22 protein-coding genes are annotated in these 23,514 nt (G+C 42.3%); 12 read left to right on the plus strand and 10 right to left on the minus strand.

Translation table 11 applies throughout. The features are described 5' to 3' along the window. The first annotated feature begins 57 nt into the window (after window positions 1–57). Window positions 58–456 carry an acyl-CoA thioesterase gene (locus F612_RS0111475; RefSeq protein ID WP_019557915.1) on the plus strand — a complete coding sequence of 133 codons (399 nt, stop codon included), beginning with the start codon at window positions 58–60 and terminating at the stop codon, window positions 454–456. On the opposite strand, the gene F612_RS0111480 is transcribed toward F612_RS0111475, so the two are convergent. Next, window positions 440–3,874 carry a mechanosensitive ion channel domain-containing protein gene (locus F612_RS0111480; RefSeq protein ID WP_169335990.1) on the minus strand — a complete coding sequence of 1,145 codons (3,435 nt, stop codon included), beginning with the start codon at window positions 3,872–3,874 and terminating at the stop codon, window positions 440–442. The two genes, F612_RS0111475 and F612_RS0111480, sit on opposite strands and share 17 nt — an antisense overlap. 278 nt (window positions 3,875–4,152) lie before the next feature. Here F612_RS0111480 and F612_RS0111485 point away from each other — a divergent pair, with 278 nt between their 5' ends. After that, a complete protein-coding gene (locus tag F612_RS0111485) occupies window positions 4,153–4,767 on the plus strand; it encodes a cytochrome b (RefSeq protein ID WP_019557917.1) in 615 nt (204 codons plus the stop codon). A 265-nt stretch (window positions 4,768–5,032) separates the two neighbouring features. Beyond that, entirely contained in the window at window positions 5,033–6,259 is a 1,227-nt protein-coding gene (gene coaBC, locus F612_RS0111490; RefSeq protein ID WP_019557918.1) for a bifunctional phosphopantothenoylcysteine decarboxylase/phosphopantothenate--cysteine ligase CoaBC, read from the plus strand. 32 nt (window positions 6,260–6,291) lie between these two features. Here coaBC and F612_RS0111495 read toward each other — a convergent pair whose 3' ends face one another. Next, window positions 6,292–7,668 (minus strand): L-serine ammonia-lyase, encoded by a 1,377-nt coding sequence (locus F612_RS0111495; RefSeq protein ID WP_019557919.1) that lies wholly within the window; start codon window positions 7,666–7,668, stop codon window positions 6,292–6,294. A 167-nt stretch (window positions 7,669–7,835) separates the two neighbouring features. Further along, a complete protein-coding gene (locus tag F612_RS0111500; RefSeq protein ID WP_026329762.1) occupies window positions 7,836–9,179 on the minus strand; it encodes an alanine/glycine:cation symporter family protein in 1,344 nt (447 codons plus the stop codon). A 184-nt stretch (window positions 9,180–9,363) separates the two neighbouring features. On the opposite strand from F612_RS0111500, the gene F612_RS0111510 reads away from it, so the two are divergent. Both F612_RS0111510 and dut read left to right on the plus strand, forming a co-directional pair. Further along, window positions 9,364–10,158, plus strand: coding sequence for a Cof-type HAD-IIB family hydrolase (locus F612_RS0111510; protein WP_019557922.1), 795 nt, complete (start codon window positions 9,364–9,366; stop codon window positions 10,156–10,158). Window positions 10,159–10,242: 84 nt separating this feature from the next. Then, complete coding sequence (gene dut / locus F612_RS0111515; protein WP_019557923.1) at window positions 10,243–10,704, plus strand: dUTP diphosphatase; 462 nt, start codon at window positions 10,243–10,245, stop codon at window positions 10,702–10,704. Between the two features lie 147 nt (window positions 10,705–10,851). On the opposite strand, the gene mscL is transcribed toward dut, so the two are convergent. Together mscL and F612_RS0111525 are read right to left on the minus strand one after the other, a co-directional pair. Beyond that, complete coding sequence (gene mscL / locus F612_RS0111520) at window positions 10,852–11,253, minus strand: large-conductance mechanosensitive channel protein MscL (protein WP_019557924.1); 402 nt, start codon at window positions 11,251–11,253, stop codon at window positions 10,852–10,854. A 156-nt stretch (window positions 11,254–11,409) separates the two neighbouring features. Then, on the minus strand, window positions 11,410–12,612 hold the full coding sequence (locus F612_RS0111525) for an aminotransferase class I/II-fold pyridoxal phosphate-dependent enzyme (protein WP_019557925.1): 1,203 nt from the start codon (window positions 12,610–12,612) through the stop codon (window positions 11,410–11,412). A 184-nt stretch (window positions 12,613–12,796) separates the two neighbouring features. Between F612_RS0111525 and F612_RS0111530 the strand changes: the two genes are divergently transcribed. The 4 genes from F612_RS0111530 (at window position 12,797) to F612_RS0111545 (ending at window position 16,072) form a co-directional block, all read left to right on the plus strand. Next, window positions 12,797–13,282, plus strand: coding sequence for a YajQ family cyclic di-GMP-binding protein (locus F612_RS0111530; RefSeq protein WP_019557926.1), 486 nt, complete (start codon window positions 12,797–12,799; stop codon window positions 13,280–13,282). Between the two features lie 33 nt (window positions 13,283–13,315). Then, entirely contained in the window at window positions 13,316–14,227 is a 912-nt protein-coding gene (gene argB, locus F612_RS0111535; protein ID WP_019557927.1) for an acetylglutamate kinase, read from the plus strand. Window positions 14,228–14,303: 76 nt separating this feature from the next. Beyond that, on the plus strand, window positions 14,304–15,143 hold the full coding sequence (locus F612_RS12720; RefSeq protein WP_019557928.1) for a mechanosensitive ion channel family protein: 840 nt from the start codon (window positions 14,304–14,306) through the stop codon (window positions 15,141–15,143). A gap of 164 nt (window positions 15,144–15,307) precedes the next feature. Further along, window positions 15,308–16,072, plus strand: coding sequence for a sulfite exporter TauE/SafE family protein (locus F612_RS0111545; protein ID WP_019557929.1), 765 nt, complete (start codon window positions 15,308–15,310; stop codon window positions 16,070–16,072). A 223-nt stretch (window positions 16,073–16,295) separates the two neighbouring features. Here the strand turns inward: F612_RS0111545 and F612_RS0111550 are convergent, their stop codons facing one another. The 4 genes from F612_RS0111550 to nfo form a co-directional block, all read right to left on the minus strand. Beyond that, window positions 16,296–16,943, minus strand: coding sequence for an OmpA family protein (locus F612_RS0111550; RefSeq protein WP_019557930.1), 648 nt, complete (start codon window positions 16,941–16,943; stop codon window positions 16,296–16,298). Between the two features lie 174 nt (window positions 16,944–17,117). Then, window positions 17,118–17,627: a SixA phosphatase family protein gene (locus tag F612_RS0111555; protein ID WP_019557931.1), complete on the minus strand. Its 510-nt coding sequence runs from the start codon at window positions 17,625–17,627 to the stop codon at window positions 17,118–17,120. Between the two features lie 77 nt (window positions 17,628–17,704). Beyond that, on the minus strand, window positions 17,705–18,349 hold the full coding sequence (pyrE, locus tag F612_RS0111560) for an orotate phosphoribosyltransferase (protein WP_019557932.1): 645 nt from the start codon (window positions 18,347–18,349) through the stop codon (window positions 17,705–17,707). Between the two features lie 150 nt (window positions 18,350–18,499). Next, on the minus strand, window positions 18,500–19,348 hold the full coding sequence (gene nfo, locus F612_RS0111565) for a deoxyribonuclease IV (RefSeq protein ID WP_019557933.1): 849 nt from the start codon (window positions 19,346–19,348) through the stop codon (window positions 18,500–18,502). Window positions 19,349–19,531: 183 nt separating this feature from the next. Between nfo and F612_RS0111570 the strand changes: the two genes are divergently transcribed. The 3 genes from F612_RS0111570 (at window position 19,532) to F612_RS13240 (ending at window position 21,566) form a co-directional block, all read left to right on the plus strand. Further along, window positions 19,532–20,038: a hypothetical protein gene (locus F612_RS0111570; protein ID WP_019557934.1), complete on the plus strand. Its 507-nt coding sequence runs from the start codon at window positions 19,532–19,534 to the stop codon at window positions 20,036–20,038. A 144-nt stretch (window positions 20,039–20,182) separates the two neighbouring features. Further along, complete coding sequence (locus F612_RS12725; RefSeq protein WP_019557935.1) at window positions 20,183–21,283, plus strand: flavodoxin domain-containing protein; 1,101 nt, start codon at window positions 20,183–20,185, stop codon at window positions 21,281–21,283. Between the two features lie 115 nt (window positions 21,284–21,398). After that, on the plus strand, window positions 21,399–21,566 hold the full coding sequence (locus F612_RS13240; RefSeq protein ID WP_019557936.1) for a hypothetical protein: 168 nt from the start codon (window positions 21,399–21,401) through the stop codon (window positions 21,564–21,566). Window positions 21,567–21,912: 346 nt separating this feature from the next. Here F612_RS13240 and ppx read toward each other — a convergent pair whose 3' ends face one another. Then, window positions 21,913–23,445: an exopolyphosphatase gene (gene ppx / locus F612_RS0111585; RefSeq protein WP_019557937.1), complete on the minus strand. Its 1,533-nt coding sequence runs from the start codon at window positions 23,443–23,445 to the stop codon at window positions 21,913–21,915. Window positions 23,446–23,514: the final 69 nt, after the last annotated feature.

Here is a 23,514-nt window from a genome sequence, read left to right on the forward strand (position 1 = left end):
AAATCCGTGACTTGTCTTACTATAGGTTTATATTAAAAGTGCTAAGGAAATTGGTCAATGTTTAAGTATGAAATGCGTGTACGTGATTACGAATGTGATTTGCAAAAAGTTGTGAATAACAGTGTCTACCAAAACTATTTAGAACATGCTCGCCATGAATTTCTCTTAGCCAACGGTGTTGATTTTGCTGAACTTGCAGCAAAAGGTATAAATTTGATGGTGATTCGAGTGGAATTGGATTTTAAAAAACCACTGACCTCTCAAGATGATTTTTATGTCACGGTTGAGGTACAGCAAGAGTCACGCATCAAATTTGCTTTTATACAGCATATTTACCACCAAAAAGATAATCGACTTATTGTTTCAGGTAAAGCAGTTGGTTTAGCGGTCAATTTACAAGGTCGGCCAATGGTTTGTCCAGACTTAGAACGACTCATGATTATTCAAGCGCCTTAGTTGTAGAGGCTTTTTCACTCTTAGCTTCCCTTTTTAGGTGGATTTCTAACGGTTCAGAAGTATTGAGATGGACATCTCGTTGTGGGAATGCGATCACGATATCGGCATCATTGAGTTTGTCATTAATGGCTGAGTGGAGTTCGGATTTGACTGTAATAAAGTTTTCTAAATCTTCCACAAATACCCGCAGTTCTAACTGTAATGCACTGTCACCAAAACTGTCGAAAATAACCGATGGAGCAGGCGTTTTAAGGGCTTTTGGATGTTCATCAGCGGCTTGCTGAATCAATTGCAAAGCTAAATTGACATCACTACCATAAGCGATGCCTACGGGCACTTTAACGCGCGTTATCGGATCTGAAAGTGACCAGTTTATAAATTGCCCGGTAATCATCTGTTTGTTAGGAATAATTAATTCCTGGCGATCCCAGTTAATGATGGTGGTGGCACGTATACGAATTTTAGAGACTTTTCCGCTGACCCCATCCACCGTCACAATATCTCCGACTCGCATCGGTTGCTCAAATAACAAGATAATCCCGCTCACAAAGTTGGCAACAATTTCTTGCAAACCAAAACCTAGTCCAACGGAGAGGGCGGCAACCAGCCATTGAATATTTGACCATTCAATACCCAAGGCTCTAAAAATAAGCACCAATCCAATAATCACCACGACATATTGTGTCAGTGAACTCACGGCATAGCGGACGGCTGCGCTGATGGGTAAAAACCTAAGCAGCGTAAATTCCAACAGGCCTGGTAGATCTTTTGATAACAATAGTGTCATAGCGCCCAATGCAATTCCAAGCGTTAAGTCGCCTAACGTTAGGGGGACTTGTTGCACGATGCCATTAATCATCTGTGACTTTGTTATATCTAACGTGCTATTGCTAATAAGGTTTAAGGCGGGAAAAATGTCACTCCAAATCAACCATATACCCGTTAAGAAAAACAGTACAGCCCCTAAATTTAATGCCTGTCGAACCTGATTACTCAACTTACTGTAATCCATTTCTGGTTCCTCTACTAACGGTAAGGCATCCGGATTTGTTGGAGATTCTGTGGTTGTCGCTTGTTGTTTAGCTTGTTTTTCGGCTTGAAGTGCCTGAAGCTTTTGCACACGTTCGGCATAATGCAGTTTGCGTTCGGATAAATAGAGACTACGTAGCAATAATTCTCGCAGAATATAAACACTCAGAATTAAACCAAGTGACCAGTTCAGATGCTCGGAAATCACTAAGGATGAGTAGTAGTAGCCATACACGGTCATCCAAATAAGAGAGAAAGGAATCGCCAACAATAACGGAAACCAGATAAAGTGCAGTTGTGTCCAATTAGCCATATTTGAGTCTCGCTTGAAATCGCGCACAATTTCGCTGTGAGGTGACCATAGACGATATATAAGTATGCCTAAACCCATCATGAATGAGATAAAGGCCAACCGTCCAATCATTTGTTGATCGGTAGGGGCTATGCTGACGGTATTGATATCAATAACAATGATTAGAATCGTCCCGAACAATGCGGCCCAACCTAACTCACGCTGAAATGAGTTTCTAACACTGGCACGCCAGCGAAAATGACGCTCTGCCAAACCATCAGGACGACATATCTGTTTAAGTCCTCCTAGAATAAAGACTAATATCCCCGCATGGTTCAGACCTTTAATAAGGCCTTGGGTATATTCGGCAGGGTCAGAGTGCTGATTCAAAAGTGCCGCTGCACCTAATAGAATTAATGGAGCCAAAATCGAAAGGCCAAAGGTAAACACAAGAGCTTGCAGGCTATAGAGCATAGAATCCGTACGGATTGACATGATCAAAGGCACTATTTTGGCGATTCCTTCCTTAAAACGCGGCCGAGCGAAAGTAAGCAAACCGATGAGTAGGATCCAAAAGGCGAAACTTATTTTGTGCGTATTGAGTACTTGAAGACTATCCTCAAATAGCGATTTAAGGTTGTTTAGAGACAAGAACCAATGGAGACTTTGTGTCAATGCTGCCATCGAAAACAGTCCACTGATACCCACATTAGGTAACCATAATAAGTGGTCATTTAGAAAACGAGTGTACACAATGGTCTTGTCTTGTTGTTGTGCAGTGACGGCATTGAGTTCAGCAAGTTTGCTAATATAACTGGGGTAGAGTGTTTGGAGTTCTTTGGCCGTTTCGATGAACTTATTATGTAAATCCACTAGCTGTTGTTTAAGCTGTAAGCGTTCTTCCTCGTTTAAATTAACCAATGAATCGCCCAGCAAGACATGGAGTTTTTTTGTTAAATCTTGATTAACGGTATCTGCCAATTTTTCACTGAGTAATAATTGGTTAAGTACCGAAGTATTCAGTTGATTTTTGATCTTGAGTGCATTGCCTGGACTAATTTTGATTTTAGAGAGGCCTTCCAACCGTTTATGCAGTACTTGAGCAATTGTTTCTTGCGAACCTTCCAGTTCAACAATCTGTTTGTCTCTTGCAAAATGCACTTGTAAAGAGGTGATGGATTCATTAGCCGCGTTTATTTTTTGATCGATTTGTTGTTCATTTTGAATCAAATCAGCTTTAAGTTGTTGGGCTTCAATGATGAGTTGCTGAAGTGGGTAAAGAGGGTTTGTCTGATTAAGTTGTGCAGATATACTTTCTTGAAGTGCTTCAGTTGCTTGGAAAGCCTTGTCATTTTGCAAGAGTGTTTGAAAGGACTTCACTTTTTTTAACAAGAGCTTCTTATGCACATTCCAGTAGTCTCTTTCAGTTTGAGCCAACTGCGTGAGCACTCCTAAATTGTCCATTTTGAAGTTAATAAGCTTTAGGGAGGTCTCAAGTACTTGCAAACTCGCAATTAAACTAAAGGAGTGAATACGTGTCGGAACATCTAGCATTGAGCCAACATCTTGATTAGAAGTTGCTTGGAGCGCATGCTGTTGGCTAATACGCTTTTCCAATTGGGCTATTTGTTGGGAGCCCTCAGTGGCCATGGTTAAAAGTTGACGGAGCTTTTTTTCACTGTTTAAAAAATTTGTATTAGCTTGTTGAAGTTCGGTTTCGGTGGTATTTAAAAGCTGGCTTAATTTATCTTTCGGTAGCTTGTTAAACTCAAGACTCAGTTCATTATTAAGTGCTTGCATCGTTTTTTCTTGAGACGCTTTGAGTTCATTAAATCGTACTGGTGCTTCAGAGACGCGGTTTTGCAAAGCTCGTAATTGTTGCTGATAACTTTGTGATTCCGTCACCCAGTTTTGGGCAAGGTTCAGTTGTGATGTGAGTGTCTTTTGCTCTTCTGGGGTAAGTGTTTCAGCTTGGACTAGCGTTTGGCTTAGTGATTCAATATCAGTGGTGGTTAGAATTTGATCACTTGGCTTTAGAGACGGCTCCACAGCGGCTTCTACTTGGAGGGTTACACCAAATAGGAGCCAAATTAACATCAGAGAAAATATTGTTGGAGTGCGTTGCATATTTATGTGAACTCGTCTATTTTTGAAAAATAAAATCTATTTATACCTTATATTATCTAAGTTAACAGCTCTTATCACCACTTACTTGCTTTGCTTCTATCGTTGTTGGTCATCCTGATCGTTAAATAGCAGTAAAATATGCGACATTAAAGCTATATTCATAGGAAATTGTTGTAAGATGTTTTGCTTAATAAACAAGTATTGAAATCAGTTTGGTTCGGCATCGCTATCAATTGTCGGATTTATAAATGTCAGGTATTATTTCAGCATTACTGCAGATTCAGTCGCGCTATTTTGTTTTGGGGGAAGGATTTATGAACTGGAAAAATACAAGTCAAAGATACGGCTTTTGGTCTATTACAATGCACTGGTTAATGTTTCTGCTGATTGCAGTGACGTTTGCAAGTATGGAGTTACGTGAGTTTTTTGAAAAAGGCACAGGAATCAGAGAGGCTTTTAAAACTTGGCACTTTATGCTCGGCTTGTCGATTTTAGCTCTTGTGAGTCTGCGTTTACTTATGTATTTTCTTCAGCAGTCTCCCGAAATAACACCGAGACCAAACTCAATGCAGCACACGTTGGCAAAAGTAATGCATGGTCTTTTGTACTTTTTCATGTTTTTTATGCCGATCATCGGTTGGTTGATTTTAAGTGGAGAAGGCGAGGTGATTCCCTTTTATGGATGGACGCTGCCAGCCTTGATCTCTGAGAATAAAGAGCTGGCCGATTTTTTTGAAGAAGTGCATGAGATAGGAGGGGTGATCGGTTATTGGTTGATTGGTTTACATGCCACCGCGGCCCTGTTTCATCATTATGTGCTCAAAGACAATACGCTACTTAGAATGTTGCCTAAAAGATCATAGTTTTTAGTGCTTCACAATGATTCGCAGCGCCTCGAATCAAAAAATGATCACCGTTTCAGCCGCTCTCTAATGACTACTTTTTGTGAACATTAGAGATCTGCTGCTTTGCTCTCCACTGAACGGTACACTTCCTGATGTTATAGCTCTTAACTTTCTGCTGTTTGACGTTAACAGTTCCCAGCCACTTAGCCGAATAGAAAATCCGCTCTTTACATCCTAAAGACAGTATCATAAACGCAGTTTAATTCAGAATATTGAAGCTCATATGAAAATTCTCCTTGGCGTCACCGGTGGTATCGCCGCTTATAAATCCCTAGAATTAACACGCCTATTTATTAAAGCGGGTTTTCAGGTGCAAGTTGTCATGACGGCTGGCGCGAAAGCGTTTATCCAACCGCTCTCTTTTCAAGCATTATCAGGTCATCCTGTGCGCGATAGTTTGTTTGATACGAATCAAGAAGCGGGTATGGGGCACATTGAACTAGCGCGCTGGGCCGATCAGATTGTGATTGCGCCCGCTTCGGCTGAAACCCTTGCTAAGTTACGTATGGGGCGCGCCGATGATTTGCTCACCACCTTGTGTTTAGCGACGGACAAACCCATTATGGTTGCGCCCGCGATGAATCGCTTGATGTGGATGAATGCGGCCACACAAGACAATGTGCGGGTTTTAAAACAACGTGGGTTTACGCTATTAGAACCTGCAGAAGGTGAACAGGCATGCGGCGAAGTTGGCGCGGGCAGAATGCCTGAGCCTATCGACATTTTTGATGCGGTGGTGGCATTTCAAACTCAGTTTACAATGTTACAGACTCAAACGGACCAGGCCTGGTTTAATGCCAAAAGCTTTTGGCAGGGTAAAAGCCTTTTAATCACTGCAGGTCCAACTTTTGAGGATATTGATCCGGTGCGTTTTATCGGCAATCGTAGCTCAGGAAAAATGGGATTTGCCATCGCTGAAGTGGCTTCTAAATTAGGTGCGAAGGTCACTGTGATTGCCGGACCCATCCAGCTAGTTACCCCATTAGGTGTCAAACGCATCAATGTACGCAGTGCTCAACAGATGCTGACAGCGGTACAAGCGTTGTATAGTGGCGTGGATTGTTTTATCAGTGCCGCGGCTGTAGCCGATTTTAAAGTTAAGCAGATCGCCGAGCATAAGCTTAAAAAGCAAACAGACTCCGATGAGGTGACGCTAACCTTCATTAAAAACCCGGATATTGTGGCATGGGTGGCTGCCCAAGCCGATAAGCCTTTTGTGGTGGGATTTGCAGCGGAAACGCAGAATGTACTTGAGTACGCCAGAGACAAACTTCAGCGCAAAAGTTTAGATATGATTTGCGCTAATAAAGTAGGTGACAATCAGGGGTTTGAACAAAACGACAACGCCTTAACATTCATAACGGCGACCGAACAGGTTGAACAATCGCTTTCGAGTAAAGAACAACAAGCGGTCACCCTGTTAAGTTTTATTGCTCAACAATCGTTTTAGGCCTCTTTTACCAGGTTTGACTTGCCTATACTTTAGCATTCAACCCAAGTTACCGCCAAGCCTCCTAGCGAGGTTTCTTTATACTTGTGTGACATCTCTTCCCCTGTTTTTTTCATCGCAGCAATACAGCTATCCAAAGGCATCATATGCTCGCCGCTTTCACGTTTTGCAATACTGGCAGCGGTAAACGCCTTAATGGCACCAAAACCATTACGCTCAATGCAGGGCACCTGTACTAAGCCTTTTACAGGATCGCAAGTCATTCCTAAATGGTGCTCTAAAGCCATTTCAGCCGCTTGTTCTACTTGCATAACGGTTCCACCACGCACGGCACATAAGCCCGCTGCCGCCATCGCTGCCGCCGAACCAACTTCTCCCTGACACCCGACTTCAGCGCCTGAAATAGAGCTACGATGTTTGATCAAACCACCAATTGCAGCGGCTGTGAGCAAAAAGTTTTTAACATCCTTAAAGCTGCCATTTTCATGAGTCATAAAGTAGTAGAGTATGGCCGGAATCACGCCCGCTGCACCATTGGTTGGCGCAGTCACCACCATGTGGCCATCGGCATTTTCTTCATTCACAGCCATGGCATAAGCACATAACCAATCGTTAGCGGTGCTAGGGGTTTCGTCATGTAAGAGTTGTTGGTGCAAATTTTTAGCACGTCGTTTTACATTGAGTCCACCTGGCAAAATTCCGGTTGAGTTGAGACCATTCTCTACGCAGGTTTTCATGGCATCCCATAAGGTCTGCAAGGCTTGATCGAGCTGTTCTGCAGAAATATACAACAACTCATTCGCTTGTTTCATCTCGGCAATAGATAGGCCGCCGTTAAGTGCCATTTCCATCATAGAATTTGCAGAGTTAAATGGGTATGGACATTGTTCCGCAGGTTGGCCTTTTATAGGCGCTTTAATCTGATCTATTTCTGCCAGTGTTGAGATGAATCCACCACCAATGGAAAAGTACGTTTCCGAAAAAATAACCTGTTGATGTTGATCAATACATTCAAAAATAAGACCGTTGGGGTGCTGCGGCAGCGGATCCTTGAAGTCAAAAATGACATCCTCAAGCGGATTAAAGATGATCGTTTCACTCGCTGATAATTGCAGTGTAGTGGCTTGGTAGAGTTTGGTCGTTAAGCTTTTAACATCGGCACTCGCAAGGTCTTGTGGTAAATAACCGTGCAGGCCCAAAACAACGGCCTTATCTGTCGCATGACCATGGCCGGTAAAAGCCAAAGACCCTTTTAGAATGCAGCGGAGTTGGAATGGCTCAATTTCGCTGAGTGTCCCTTGTTTTCTGAGCTTGCCCATAAAATCGTGAGCAGCGACCATGGGTCCCATGGTGTGTGAGCTTGATGGGCCAATTCCAACTTTGAATATATCTAAAGCACTAATAAACATACAGCAGCTTCCTGGTTAAATGGAAAATTTAAATTGTTAATATGCCAGAAAAAGTAGATAAGAAAAACCTGTTTTATATACGGGATTTTATTGGGACATCTTAAAATGAACAACTAACCAGGTCTGGTCAGTTGTTCATAACAGTATTTTAAGGGGTGCAGCGGCTGTTATTTATTTTTTTGTATTTGACTGAGTTTGATAATAACAGGGGAAAGCACGAGTAAGGCAATTAGGTTGGGGATCGCCATGAGTGCATTCAGTACGTCGGCTAGAATCAATACGGTATTAAAGTGGTTCGAGAGAGCTGCGCCCGCAAAAACGGCCAAAACCCAGAGAATACGATAGCCAGTGATGACTTTGGTTCCGGCTAAATATTCGGCACACCGTTCTCCATAATAACTCCATCCAAGTAAGGTTGTGAAGGCGAATGTCGCTAAGGTGATCGCGACCACCACCGCGCCTAGGTCTGAATCTAAGCCTACTGTAAAGGCCAATGCGGTCAGTGGCGAACCCGTTTCACCGCTCTGCCAGACGCCAGTCACCATTATGACCAATGCCGTCATCGTACAGAGGATAATCGTGTCAATAAAAGTCCCCAGCATGGCAATGTGGCCCTGTTCAACGGGATCATTGGTTTTTGCAGCCGCGTGGGCAATGGGCGCCGTCCCCATACCTGCCTCATTGGAAAACACCCCACGCGCCACGCCAAATTGAATCGCTAGGATAAGACCCGCACCAGCAAATCCACCCGCTGCGGCACTGCCCGTAAAGGCGCTTTCAACGATGGTCACTAGAGCACCAGGCAGTTTATCAAGGTAGGTTCCTAAGATATACAATGAGAAACCAATATATAAAATGGCCATAATCGGCACTAAGGCTGTCGCAGTATGTGCAATGCGCTGGATACCACCAAACATAACGAGCCCTACTAGTATCATCAACACAATACCGGTAGCTTGATTATCAAAACCAAAAGCCGTTTCCATCGCGCCAGCGACTGCATTGGCTTGCACCATATTACCGATGCCAAATGCCGCGATCGTACCAAACAACGCAAATGCTACGGCAAGAGGTTTCCATTTTTCGCCCATGCCATTTTTAATGTAATACATCGGACCGCCAACGTGCCGACCTTCATCATCGGTTTCACGATATTTTACAGCCAATAAAGCTTCACTATATTTAGTGGCCATACCGACCAATGCCGTCATCCACATCCAGAAAATAGCGCCAGGGCCACCAATAAAGAGGGCCGCTGCCACGCCTGCAATATTGCCCGTACCAACCGTCGCAGCCATCGCGGTCATTAATGCGGCAAACGGACTGATATCACCTTCCTCTTTTGGGTTTCTGCGTTTCCATAAAAGGCTAAAGGCATAGAAAAGATTTCTCAACGGCAGAAAACGCAAGCGAATGGTTAAATACAATCCTGTTCCTAATAATAGAATCAGCATGGCCGGTCCCCAAGCCCAACTGCTGGCGGTTGATAAGATGTCGTTAATGGATCCCATAATCAGCTTTTCCTTAAAAGTTTTAATCAAATTACCTGGAAAGTTCGGGTTTGTCGAGAAAAAGAGCTTTATGAATGAATTAGATCCACTGGTGTATGTTTTATCACCCTGGAATTTAGCCTTTTGATTTACTCTGAAGATTGAGGCACAATAGCGACCCGAAATACTTCATTAGATAGATTTTATGCTTAAACTCGTTGTTACCGATTTGGATGGAACTTTACTCGATCAGCATCATCAAATCCCTCTTATTTGTAAGCAGGCGTTACAGGCAGTTGATGCATTAGGCATTCAGGTGATGCTGGCTACAGGGCGTCATTTCAATGACGTTTTTGTCTTAGCACAACAGCTTGAGATTGACAGCTGTCTGATTACATCGAATGGTGCGCGGGTGCATAATCAACTAGGTGAACTGCTGTATGAAAGTCATATTCCGGGGTGTTTGGCTTCAAAAGTACTGTCATTAAGTGCTGAATTTGGAGTGCATCGTAATATTTATCAAGGTGACCATTGGTGGGTAGAGTTGCCTAATGAAGCTTTGCTGGCGATCCATCATAGTTCACAGTTTCGTTATCAATTGACGGACTTTACGCAACTCAATCCAGAAGGCATTGATAAGTTTTATTTTTATGCTGAGCATGAACAGCTATTGCCGCTTGAAGCAGAATTAAAAGCACAGCTCGGTGATGAACTCTATATCACTTTTACGACTGAAAACTATCTGGAAGTGATGAATAAAGGGGTTTCTAAAGGTCAGACATTACAGACTGTTTTGCAGAATAGGAATATTTGTCCGAGTGAAGTCATGGCATTTGGCGATGGGTTTAATGATATAGATATGTTGCAGTTGGTCGGAGAGCCGGTAGTGATGCAGAATGCCCATTCTGATATCAAACAATTGCTAAAAGACGCGATGATTGCACCTTCAAATAGCGAAAATGGCGTGGCTTTGCATCTCCATAAAACCGTGTTGCGCTAACCGTACAACATCGCGACTCTATAGTAGAATGTTCCACAAAATATTTATAAATTTGATGAATCTAAATTCAAGTAAAGGAAGATCATGACGTTACAAGTTCAATACAAAATTTTAGACAAACGCCTTGGTAATGAAATCGAAATGCCACATTATGGTACGAAAGGGTCTGCGGGCTTAGATTTACGTGCATGTATTGATGAAGACTTGACGATAGAACCAGGTCAAACTATTTTAATTCCGACCGGTATGGCGATTCATTTGGACGACAGTGGTTTGGCGGCAATGTTACTGCCTCGCTCTGGTTTAGGTCATAAACACGGGATTGTCCTAGGCAACTTAGTGGGTTTGATTGATTCGGATTATCAAGGGCCGTTAATGGTTTCTTGTTGGAACCGTAGTGAAGTCGCTTACACCATCGCGGTGGGCGAGCGCATTGCACAAATGGTGATTGTGCCGGTTTTACAGCCAGTGTTTACTGAAGTGGTAGAGTTTGGTGATGCCACTGAGCGTGGCGAAGGTGGTTTTGGCCACACAGGTTCTCAATAAAGTAAATATCCTCCGTTGGCTTAACGTCTTCCCCCTTAACATAAAAGAACATAAAAGCCGTTGGCTAACACGAAAAGAGGATGGAATCGCGACACCTTCCTTGTATTTAAGGAGGAGTGTTTTCGTTTCGAGGGAGAAAAGTATGAATTACTTAGCTCTTAGTGCATCACGAATTTCTGTCAATAACACTTCTTCCGTAGAAGGTTTTGGATCTGCTTTTGGTGCAACTTCTTCGACTTTCTTCATAGAGTTCATTGCTCTTACAATCATGAAAATAACAAATGCGATAATGACAAAATCAACAACTGTTTGAATAAAAATACCGTAGCTCATCACAACAGCCGGAGCGTCACCAACCGCTTCTTTAATGACAATTGATAAGTCAGAAAAATCCACACCGCCTAATAACACCCCGATTGGAGGCATTATAATATTTGCAACCAAGGCGGTTACCACCTTTCCAAAGGCGACCCCGATAATTACTGCAACGGCTAAATCGACAACATTACCTTTAAGTGCAAAAGCTTTAAATTCTTTCATCATGCTCATTTACGTAACTCCTAGATTTTTTATTTTAAGGTGGCATTTATGCTGTTTATGGCATCCATAAAACGAACAGTTTGATATTAGGTTATCGGCTCTATGGAGTCAATCACTCATGTGCTAAGTAATGGGGCTAGTTTTTAGTCGGCGCTAGTAAAAGGATTATTTAGACGGGTTGATATCTTTTATAAACTGAGCCATCTTCTGAACGGCCAGCACGAGTTCCGCTTCTGTTGTGGTATACGCCAAACGGACGTGTTGGTTCGCTTGGTAATCACCAAAATCTCGTCCAGGGGTAATCGCTACCCCGGTGTCCCTTAATAAGTCGAAACAGAATTGATCTGCATTGTCAGTAAAGTCGGAGATATCCCAATAGAGGTAGAATGCCCCTTGCGGTAATACTTTTAAGCGAAAACCAGCATCTCGCATACTATGATAGAGGGTGTTTCGACGTGCTTCGAACATTTGTCTACGTAGTTCTAAATTGTCTAGAGCATCAGTCTCTAATACGCGTAAAGCGCCGTATTGTGATGGGGTTGACGCGGCTAAAAATAGATTTTGACCAAGACGTTCTAATACGGGCATCAGCGCATCGGGGGCGATACACCATCCTAGGCGCCAGCCAGTCATACCAAAATACTTAGAGAATGAGTTAATGACAATGACATTATTCGGTAAGTTTTTATGTGCCAAGATACTTTCTGCAGGCCGTTCATAAATTAGCCCTTGATAGATTTCATCGACAATAAAATAACAGTTTTTCTCGGCAAGAAAATTTGCCATGGAAAGCAACTCTGCTTGTTCTATAATCGTCCCGGTAGGGTTGGCCGGGCTGGCGACCATTACCGCTTTAATGCCGGGTTGCCAATGCGTCTTGAGCAATTCGCTATTCAGTTGATATTGGGTCTCACAGCCGACGGGAATTCCAATAATTTTACCTTGTAGTAACTTTACAAATTGGCGATTACATGGATAGGCCGGATCGCTCAATAATACTTTATCCCCCGGGTTAAGGATGGCGGTTAACACCAAATGTAAAGCACTGGAGGAACCTGGGGTAATCATAATATTATCGGCTGCGACGTCTGCAGAGTAAAAGTGTTGATAAAAATGGGAGAGCTTATCTCTTAAAGCCGGCAGGCCCATTGTGGGCGTGTAGTGCGTTAATCCCAAAGCGGCCGCATGCATTGCGGCTTCATGGACACACGGCAGTGATGGAAAGTCGGGTTCGCCAATTTCCATATGGATGATTTTTTTACCTGCTGCTTCCAGTGCCTTGGCTTCACCCAGTATTTTCATCACATGAAATGGTTGAATTTGCTCAGCAATCTGGGCTATAGAGGCTTTGAACGGACTTATATTCATAGAGAAACGGTCTACTTATTTCGGGGATTTAAGAGAGTAAAATACATAAAATTGAGAAACTTATTATAGGGTGCATGAGCCATTAAACAAAATGCTTATCTAGTGGTAAAATAGTGCCAACTTTTTTAAATAATATGCGCCTGGATTGTCTTTTACAAAAGCACCAGGCCTGGTAGGAGTAAAAATGCCTTCATTTGATATCGTTTCAGAACTGGATAAACACGAATTAACTAATGCAATTGATCAAGCCAATAAAGAGGTCACGACACGTTATGACTTTAAAGGCAGTGATTCAAAGTTTGTTCTTAAAGAGACTACGGTCACCCTGCATACGCAGTCAGATTTTCAATTAGATCAGATGTTTGATATCTTGGTCCAAAAAGCGAATCGACGTGGCATTGATGTGAAATGTATGGAACAAAAAGAGGCTGATGTCCAGCTCAAAACGGCCAAACAAGATATTGAAATGAAAGAAGGTCTGGATGCGCCGATGATTAAAAAAATCATAAAAGCCATTAAAGACGCAAAGCTTAAGGTTCAAGCTGCGGGTCAAGGTGATAGTGTGCGTGTGACGGGCAAAAAACGCGATGATTTGCAAGACGCGATGCAGATGTTACGCGGCATGGAAGATCTGGAGTTACCTTTGCAGTTCAATAACTTTAGAGATTAAATTTTTTCATTAAATTGGTAAAGATATATACCTATGAGAGCACAGAAAAGCATGAACTTAAATAAAGCACAAGCTCAGAATATCGCATCAGTGTTAGCGGAAGCCTTACCGTACATTCAACGCTTTTCCGGCAAAACGATTGTCGTCAAATATGGTGGCAATGCCATGATTGATGAAAAACTTAAAGAAGGTTTTGCGCGAGATATCGTGTTGATGAAATTAGTCGGCATGAACCCAATCGTAGTGCATGGTGGAGGCCCGCAGATTGGTAACCTACTTGCACGTATTGGTAAAGCGTCTGAGTTTGTGCAAGGCATGCGGGTGACCGATACTGAAACGATGGACATCGTTGAGATGGTATTGGGCGGCCAAGTTAATAAAGAGATTGTCAACTTGATACATCAGCATGGCGGCAATGCCGTCGGCTTGACTGGCAAAGATGGTAATTTGATTAGCGCGACTAAATTGAAAATGCATCGTGATGCACCTGAGCTAAATGCACCCGAAATTATTGATTTAGGCCATGTCGGTGAAGTGGACAAAATTAATACTAAAGTCTTGGATATGCTGGTTCAAGGTGATTTTATCCCCGTCATTGCACCAGTGGGTGTCGGAGTCGATGGTCATTCTTATAATATTAATGCTGATTTAGTGGCAGGTAAAATTGCTGAAGCCATGGGGGCTGAAAAACTGATATTATTAACGAATACCGCAGGATTGTTGGACAAACAAGGACAGTTACTCACCGGTTTAAATGCACAAAGTGTGGCTACTTTAGTGGCGGATGGTACGATTTATGGAGGGATGTTACCTAAAATACAATGTGCTTTAGACGCCGTTGCAAATGGGGTACATTCTTCACACATCATTGATGGCCGCGTTGAACATGCCGTTATGTTGGAAGTCTTTACGGATGAAGGTGTTGGTACTCTGATTACTCAATGATCATGCTATTTTCTGTGATGTCCCTCACAGGGCTAAATAAGTTATTAATGAATAAAATTGAATAAAGGAAAAGAGTATGGATTTAGACATGATTTTAAATGAATACGCTATGCCTTGGGGCATCAAGATTGCGATGGCAATATTGATCTTTGTGGTGGGTAAGTTTGTCGTTAAAATGATCGTGAGCTTAGTAAGAAAGTTATTAGGTCGTTCGCCGGCAATGGATGGAATGTTGGTTGATTTTATCGTTTCCATTGTCAATGCCGTGTTAATTTTATTCGTCATTATTGCAGCTTTAGACCAACTAGGCGTTGACACATCTTCATTAGTCGCTTTAATTGCAGCAGCGGGTCTAGCGATTGGTTTAGCACTGCAAGGCTCCATGCAAAATTTTGCTGCCGGCGTAATGATTTTGGTATTCAAGCCGTTCAAAAGTGGTGATTTTGTTGAAGCCGGTGGTGTATCAGGCGTGGTGGAAAGAGTGCAACTTTTCAGTACAACCATGCGTACCACGGACAACAAAGAAGTAATTGTGCCAAATGGTGGCATCTATAGCGGTCCAATTACCAATTTCTCAGCGCGTGATACACGTCGAGTTGATATGGTTTTTGGAATTGGTTATGACGATGATATCCGTAAAGCCAAAACGATTCTTGAAACATTGGTGGCTGAAGATGAACGTATCTTAAAAGATCCTGTTCCAGTAGTGGCTCTGTCTGCCTTAGCAGAAAGCAGTGTCAATTTTATCGTCCGCCCTTGGGTGAATTCAGGGGATTATTGGAAAGTCTTGTGGGATATGAATGAGAAAGTAAAATTAGCATTTGATGAAGCGGGTATCTCTATTCCTTATCCGCAAATGGATGTTCATTTACATAAACAACCTGTTGAGCAATCTTCTGAGCTACCTGCTGAGTAATTGGTCTGGTTTATATTGTGTTAAATGAATATTCATTCGTTTGAAAAGCCACTTATAGAGTGGCTTTTTTGTTTCTGTCAAACGCTCATGGGGTTGGTCTGGGGAGTTAAATCCACATCACAAATAACCAGGCCTGGTCAACATTGTCGAATACAATAGTGCCCATGGAAATCATCAATCAAATTGGCCTGTTGGTCATCTCTCTCGTAGCAAACCTATTTTCCGCTTTAGCAGGTGGAGGCGCAGGTTTGTTGCAGCTACCCGCTTTATTGTTCCTAGGTCTACCTTTTGGAACCGCGCTTGCCACCCATAAGGTTGCCAGTGTATTTTTAGGGCTGGGTGCCACTGCTCGCCATCTTAAAACATCTACTTTTGATTGGTCGTTTTCGCTCTTTATTCTCGTCACTGGACTTCCGGGTGTTGTGCTTGGCGCCAGTATTATCTTGCAGGTTGAAGATGATATTGCTCAAGGTCTGCTTGGTTTACTAACACTCAGCTTAGGTCTGTATTCTTGGCTTAAACCAGAATTAGGTCGAACCCATGATCATAAAAACAGACACCGATCAGGTTTGGTTATTGGCGGAGGGGTTTTGTTTATAATTGGCGTTTTGAATGGTTCATTAACGTCGGGCACGGGCTTATTTGTCACCTTATGGCTCGTGCGTTGGTTTGGTTTGGATTATAAAACGGCTGTTTCTTACACGTTGGTACTGGTTGGTATCTTCTGGAATGGGTCAGGAGCGGTTACCTTAGGTATTTTAGGAAATATTCAATGGGCATGGTTGCCAGCATTGATTTTAGGTTCTCTTATCGGCGGTTACTTAGGAGCGCATTTAGCGATAATCAAAGGTAACGGTCTGGTGAAGCGGTCTTTTGAGGTGATTACCGTTTTAGTGGGACTTTCATTAATGGCCAAATCCTTAATCTAATTTTCTTAAGTACTAGGGTAGTCTCTTGTTTTAAAATGTGAATCACAAGGACGTATCCATGGAGTTTCTAAATAGTGTGGTACGTGTAAGGTTGCTTCTCAATAAGCCTTCGTTTTTAAACGATTCAACCAAATTGCTGAATTTAAGACAAAAAAATACCCGCAACTCAAAGAGTTACGGGTATAGCGCTTAAAAAGGAACGCTTAATAAAGGTGAATTACCCTTATTGTGCTTTAATAACTTTAATCTCAACACGACGGTTTTCAGCACGTCCTGCTTTGGTTTTGTTGGTCGCGATTGGTGCACTTTCACCCATGCCGAAAGTTTCAATGCGTTCACCACTAATGCCTTTACCTGTTAAGTAGGCTTTAACAGCATTTGCACGTTTCTGAGATAGTGACTGGTTGTAATCTGCTTTACCCGTAGCATCTGTATGACCTGTTACTTGAATATGTCTTGCAGGGTTACGCGTCATGTAATCAGCATAATTATCTAGCTCTTGATTTGCAGGAAGCTTTAAGTTAGCTTTGTTAACATCAAAGAAACCACGGAATGCTGCAGGTACATCTTCAATAATTGTTTCAACGAAAACTGGCGTAGGTTTTGGTGCAGGTGCAATAACAACGGCCACTGGTGCTGGCTTAGGCTCTGCGATGCCTTCACATTTGTTAATAGCTGTTTCTTTTGTCCAGTTGCTTGAGTGAACACAACGGTTCCAAGAATCGCGGACGACATTACCGTTTGAATCCACAACATAAGCGCCTTGTGCGTTGTCTTGGATAGCAGCAGAATCTTCTACATGAGAATGAGCCTGTGCGCCAAATGTCGCTAGAGATAAAATCGCTGCAAGGGGTAGTAATTTAGTTTTCATGAGAAAATCCTTAACATATTTAAAAAAAGTGAGTTTGCAAACATTAATATAACAGTTTATTAGTTAATCTGTATAGTTGATTTTACGAACAGATCAACTGTTAGATGACGTTCATAGGGTAAAAGTCACATGCTATTTTACTTATTTTACTTATTTTATGTTTTTATGTTTTTATTATTTGAATGGAATATCTTTTGGGCGAATAAATTGTATCAATTTACCATCACCCTGTTCAAGATTATGCCAGTCTTGAGGCAAAATAAAGTGTGCTAGAGAGGCGGTCGGAAAGAGATGGATTGCATCTTCTTCAGGCTCATTGTGTAAAAATCGATACAGATATTCTAAGCCGGGATTGTGGCCTATAATCATCACGCGCAGGGCCGTTGGCGCATCACCGAGTACCTTTTGTAACGTGTTCAACTCGGCCAGATAGAGTTCATCTACAGTAATCTTATTGGCTGGACATTCGCTGCAGATTCGACGCAGAGTCTGTTGTGCCCTTTGTGCTGGCGAGACCAATATCAGATCCGGCATTAAGTTCTGAGCCCTTAACCACTTGCCCATTTTTAGAGCATTCTTTTTACCCTTGTCTGACAGTGGTCGGTCAATATCCAGTAAGTCAGCTTGCTTCCAGTCTGATTTAGCATGTCGAAGCAACAGTAACTCACGCAATTTACTTGCCATTAGCATATTCCGCCATATTGGGTACTAAGGTACATGGCTTGAGTGTTTGATTGTATTTGACAGAAGCAGCCATAGATTTACCCAATGCCATATTCTGAACGATAGGTTTTCATCGCATCCAGATACTGTTGGCTTAAAGGGTCATCAGATAACGCGAGGTAATCAATAATATCGTTTAAAGTAATAATGCTCATGACAGGGATGCCATACTCTTGTTCTACTTCTTGGATGGCTGAAAGAGTACCTTTGCCTTTTTCCATGCGGTCCAAGGCGATGACGACACCGGCTGGTTTTGCACCGTTGGCCGTGATAATATCCATTGCTTCTCGAATGGCTGTGCCTGCCGTAATGACATCATCGATAATCAAAACATTGCCTTGTAACGGATGACCGACAATATTGCCACCTTCACCATGCTTTTTGGCTTCTTTGCGATTAAAGGCATAAGGTTTGTCGATGTTGAAGTCCAATGCCAATGAGACACTGGTGGTTGCGGCAAGCGGGATGCCTTTGTAAGCAGGGCCAAACAATACATCAAATTCAAAATTAGACTCTTTTATCGCACTAGCATAGCCTCTGGCAAGCGTCGCTAACTGAGAACCTGTATTGAACAGGCCTGCATTGAAAAAATACGGACTGATACGCCCAGATTTAAGAGTGAATTCTCCAAGCTTTAACACACCGGTTTGCATGACGAATTTGATAAATTGATTTTTATTCATTGAGAGTAGGGCTTTTTGCTTTTAATCGAGTAGAACAATATTTTACTCCAAGCGATTCCTTACACCAAGTTTTTATAGTTTTCTCACTCGTTTGAAAAGGTTGGAAGCTCACTGAGGTATGGATTCACATAAGACGTCAAGAATTAAAGCTTATGACGACTCAATTCCTGCAAATTTTTTCAGTGTTTGAATCTCTTCTGCCCAAATAGAAGGGTCGGCCGTTTCTAAAATCATCGGAATACCGTCAATTCGACTGTCGCTCATCAGAAGTTCAAATGGATGCCAGCCAATTTCTCCCTGCCCAAGACTGTGGTGCCGATCCAGTTTTTGTCCTAAAACCGCTTTAGAGTCATTAATATGCATGCCTTTAAGGTATTCAAAACCGACTACAGATTCAAAATCCGCCATCACGCCGACATAGTCATTACGTAAGTCATAACCTGCGGCATAGGCATGACAAGTATCAAGACAAACGCCAATACGTGTTTTATCTTCGACCTTGTCAATAATATGCGCGAGATGCTCATGTTTATACCCTAGGTTTGAGCCTTGTCCGGCGGTATTCTCAATGACTGCTGTAACACCTTTTGTTTGCTCCAAAGCAACGTTAATCGATTCCGCAATGTAGTCCAAACAAAGGTCCTCGCTTATTTCACGTAAATGACTGCCGGGATGAAAATTCAGTAGTCTAATGCCGAGTTGCTCACAGCGCTGTAACTCATCAATAAAGGCGTCAAGTGATTTTTGACGTTTATCAATATCCGGATGACCTAAATTAATAAGATAACTGTCGTGTGGCAGAATTTGCTCTGGGCCATAGCCGTGGAGTTCACAGTTGGCTTTGAACTGTTCAATACTACTTTCAGTTAAGGGTTTTGCTGTCCATTGGCGTTGGTTTTTTGTAAATAATGCAAACGCTGTTGCGCCAATTTCATGCGCTCTCAAAGGAGCATTCTCAACACCGCCGGCAGCGGAAACGTGGGCACCAATATACTTCATGACTCTCATTTAATCCTTGGGTTATTGTCTATTAAATATTTGTTATTTTTTTTAGCGGAAAACTTGATCTTGGCACGGAATCTGCATCATACAAATAATAATAGACAAGAAATTGACACCTGGGTTAGTAGCACGACTGCAGGCTGTTCTTGACATACATAATTGAAACACAAGGAAAGCGTTATGGCGATTGATTTAAGAAAGGTAGAACCTTTAGGCTCCAAAAGTGTGTTGTTAGAGCAAGCGATGCGTCGTCAAAGAGACAGTGGTGCTCACCAAACGAACAAAAACCGGTTTCATGATATTGATATGTCCGACATGATTACCCCTGATTTTCAGTGGCTTAATGAAGATAAAACGGCTATTCAAGGACTGGTAAAACAGATGGATGCCTCTATTGGTCTATTGGCTAGCCAGATGCGTGATGTAGAGGAGAAATCAAGAAAATCCAACTTGTCGATGGAGAAAGAGCAGCAATTGCTATTTAAACAAATTCGTACTTTGAATGGCTTGTTGAAAAAACAGGTGGATATTTTTAGCGCGGTTGAACGTCAAATCTCGACAATTGATATGAAACAAAATAATCTTGTTCCGCAAATTGGCTTAGGGCTGGTTGCCGGTTTAATGTCAGCGGTCACCATTCTGGCAACGGCACCTTGGTTAACCGTTTTAATGGAAAATATTCGTTAAGGTTAAGCGATGACTGCTTTTCAGCTTTTAGGTCACGTTAAATTGTCACCTGGTAAATCGATGTTAAGCCCTAACCAGGCCTAGTTAAGTGATTAAGCATGCTAAAATGTGTCCATTTGAATTTTCTCAATGAGTACTTTTGCAATGCGTTTTCGTGTTACCTCCAACCAAAATATTACCCACCTTTGTCAAGATAAAGCCCTCTATCATTTGGTATTGGAGCCCGAAAATGGTCAAATTCTTGATTATCAACCAGGCGACTGGTTAACGCTACAAGCGGCCAATCAATCTGAATGGGTCGCTGTCCTATTGGCAGAGCTATCCTTGTCTGGTGAAGAAATCATAGAATTACGTCGGATCGGTCTTGTCTCGGTCAGGCAGGCATTAACGCATCACTTAGAAATATCGCAGCTGAATCCGGCAATTCTCAACAAAATACAGCGTCAATATGGTTTAGGCGATTGGGTTGATCGACACGCTATGATAGCGTACGCCAGAGGTCGAGATATCTTGGATATTCTACAGACCTTTATTCCGCTTAAAGCGTTAGGGCTTGAATTCCTCAGGCTACTCTCTCCCTTAGCACCGCGGTACTATTCCATTGCATCAGCATCAGTCGCAGTTGGTAATACACTGCATCTAGTGGTGAAGTTGGTAACCTATTTGCCTGAAGCCGCTTGTGAGCTCGCTAACCGCAGGCATTATGGTGTTGCTAGTTATACCGTTAGCCAGCTGCAGGTTGAAGATGTGATTGAGGGTAGTATTAAATCCAATCCCACTTTTAAACTTCCACTCGATCCGAGTACACCCATTATTATGATAGGCGCAGGTACAGGAATTGCACCCTACATCGGTTTTATACAACAACGTGTCAACGATAAAGCCAGTGGGCAAAATACGCTATTTTTTGGTGAAACTCACCAGGCCTGCTCATTTTTATTTGCGGATTATCTCCAACGCTGTCAGAAAGCAGGGAAGCTGAATTTGTTTACTGCTTTTTCAAGAGACCAAGCCGAAAAAAACTATGTGCAAAATGTCATGCAGAAGGAGGCTAAGTTTCTTTGGGAACAGTTCGAGCAGGGTGCTATCATTTATATTTGTGGAGATCAGTATCATTTAGCACAGTCGGTTGAAGACACCTGGATTGAGTTGATCATGCAGTTTTATCGTGTCAACCAACAGTGCGCACAAAATACTTGGCAGGCCTGGCGAAAACAGAAACGGGTACAATTGGACATATACTGATAGTGCATAAAATTACTTATAATATACTAAAATACACTAGATATTGTTTTGGAAAGCCTCTATAATAATTCTTAAAGCATTTTCATGTTTAAAGACACTTCGGGAGTAATTCAAAATGAAACAAATATTAACATTATTGACTTTAGTTTTTGCCGTCACCATGACCCTATTTATTGCATCAGGTTCAGCACATGCTGTAAATGATGATGTGAGTCAGCAACAAGCTCAGAACGTTCCTTTAAATCCCGAAACTTCATGTGCTCTGGCAGTAAAAAAAGTCTAAGAGTAAGAGAAATAAGTTTTTTAGTATTAGACCTTGAGCTAAAACCCGCAAATACATTTAGACGCACTGGACTGTTGATAAGCGTTTAATTCAATTCAGACTTTAATTCTCTGGCAAACTTATGTTTGGTTCCTGAACAAAGGCTTCTAGGATTTAGCTTAACGTTACACACCGTATTAAAGGGTAACGTGACTTGATATAACGCGGTATAAAAAAGGCGATTCAATTTCATTGAATCGCCTTTTTTGTTGCCTGAAATTGAACATTATGGAAGAGGTGTTACAACTGGAGTGAGTTAAGGTTTATTGCTTTTTTATTCTGTAGCTTGGGCTTAGTAAACGCATCGTTATTCTAAAGAGAGCTTTAAACCTATCGCATTCAGGCGTTTCGCTTCAATCTCTAAATCCATTCGAGTTAATGGGTGATCTTGCAACCAATTGTCTTCAAATTCTAGGTGTATATGGTTTTTATTTTCAATGTGAAGCAGGGGGTCAGCCTGTTCGAAATCTCGTCCGCGGTGAATACGAACGGCTAAGCGGAGCAAAACGGTTAAATAAATCTGTTGTTCGGCAGTCGTTTCATCTAAATCGCCATAAACAGCAGAATTGAATTTCCCACGATGATTTAACATCATGGCGCTCAGCATCTGTTTTTCCTGTTGGTCAAAACCAGGCATGTCAGCTTGTTCAATCAGATAAGCACTATGGTGACGATACCGTCTGTAACTGATGGCAATTCCACATTCATGAAGCATGCTAGCCCATTTTAATAGGCGTTTTAGGTCGTAATCAGTAGAACGTAATTTCCAAGTATTATGGGCTTGTTTGAAGAGCGCTTTCGCGGTTTTTGCAACATGTGTGGCTTGCTGAGTGTCGACTCGCATCCATTGTTGCATGGCACTGACACTCACTTCTCGAACATCTTCAGCATAAAGTCTACCAAGTGTGTCAAACACTAACCCTTCACGTAAGGCATTCGCTGAGACTTGCATTTGTTCAATATTTAGCTCCATAAAAGTCGCCATTAAAATGGCTAATCCACCTGCCAATACTGGTCGGCGTTCATCTTTTAAACCCTCTAGCTTAAGGGATTCTGCCGATTCGGCTTCAATGAGTGCAGCGGCGAGTTTTTCCATTCCAGGTAAGGTTATGCCTGATTCCGACCATCCATTTAACTCCAAGATCTGACCAATAGATTTAATCGTGCCTGAAGCCCCTATGGCGGTATCCCAGTTCAGATTTTTGAGCTGAATTCGATGTGGTCTAAGAATTTGACGACATTGAGAGATGGCAAAATTCATGCGTTCCGCGTTGACTTTTCCTTTGGGAAAACAGTTTTGCGTAATGCTAACGCAGCCCATTTCGGTACTGGTTAGGTGGCTGTTTTCAAAGCCTTTGCCAATAATATATTCAGTACTGCCACCGCCTATATCCATGACCAGTCTCTGTTCATCACTGGCAGCTAAACCATGTGCAACGCCTAGGTAGATTAGACGCGCTTCTTCTTGACCAGAGATGATCTTAATGGTGTGTCCAAGGACTTGTTTGGCTTGCATTAAAAATGCATGGCTATTTCGGGCATTCCGTAATGTATTTGTGCCCACAGCACGCACATTTTGAGCGGGAATGCCTTTGATGAGCTGCCCAAACCGTTCCAAACATTCAATCCCCTGTTGAAAGGACTTGTCCGTCAGTTTGCCATCTTTATCCAGACCAGAGCGTAAACGTACCATCTCTTTATGTTTATCAACCACCTGCATCTGACCGTGCACTTCGCGCGCGATGATGATATGAAAACTGTTCGAGCCTAAATCTATCGCGGCATATAATGATTGATCTGGTTCACTTTCTGGTTCGGAAGGTTGAGTCTGTTTTGACATTTTTAGCACCTTGTAAATCGTTTGGGGCATTTTACCTGGTTTTAGCCGTTTAACCCATCAAACGATTAT

This window comes from Thiomicrorhabdus arctica DSM 13458, assembly GCF_000381085.1.
In the GTDB taxonomy this organism is placed as follows: Bacteria; Pseudomonadota; Gammaproteobacteria; order Thiomicrospirales; family Thiomicrospiraceae; genus Thiomicrorhabdus; species Thiomicrorhabdus arctica.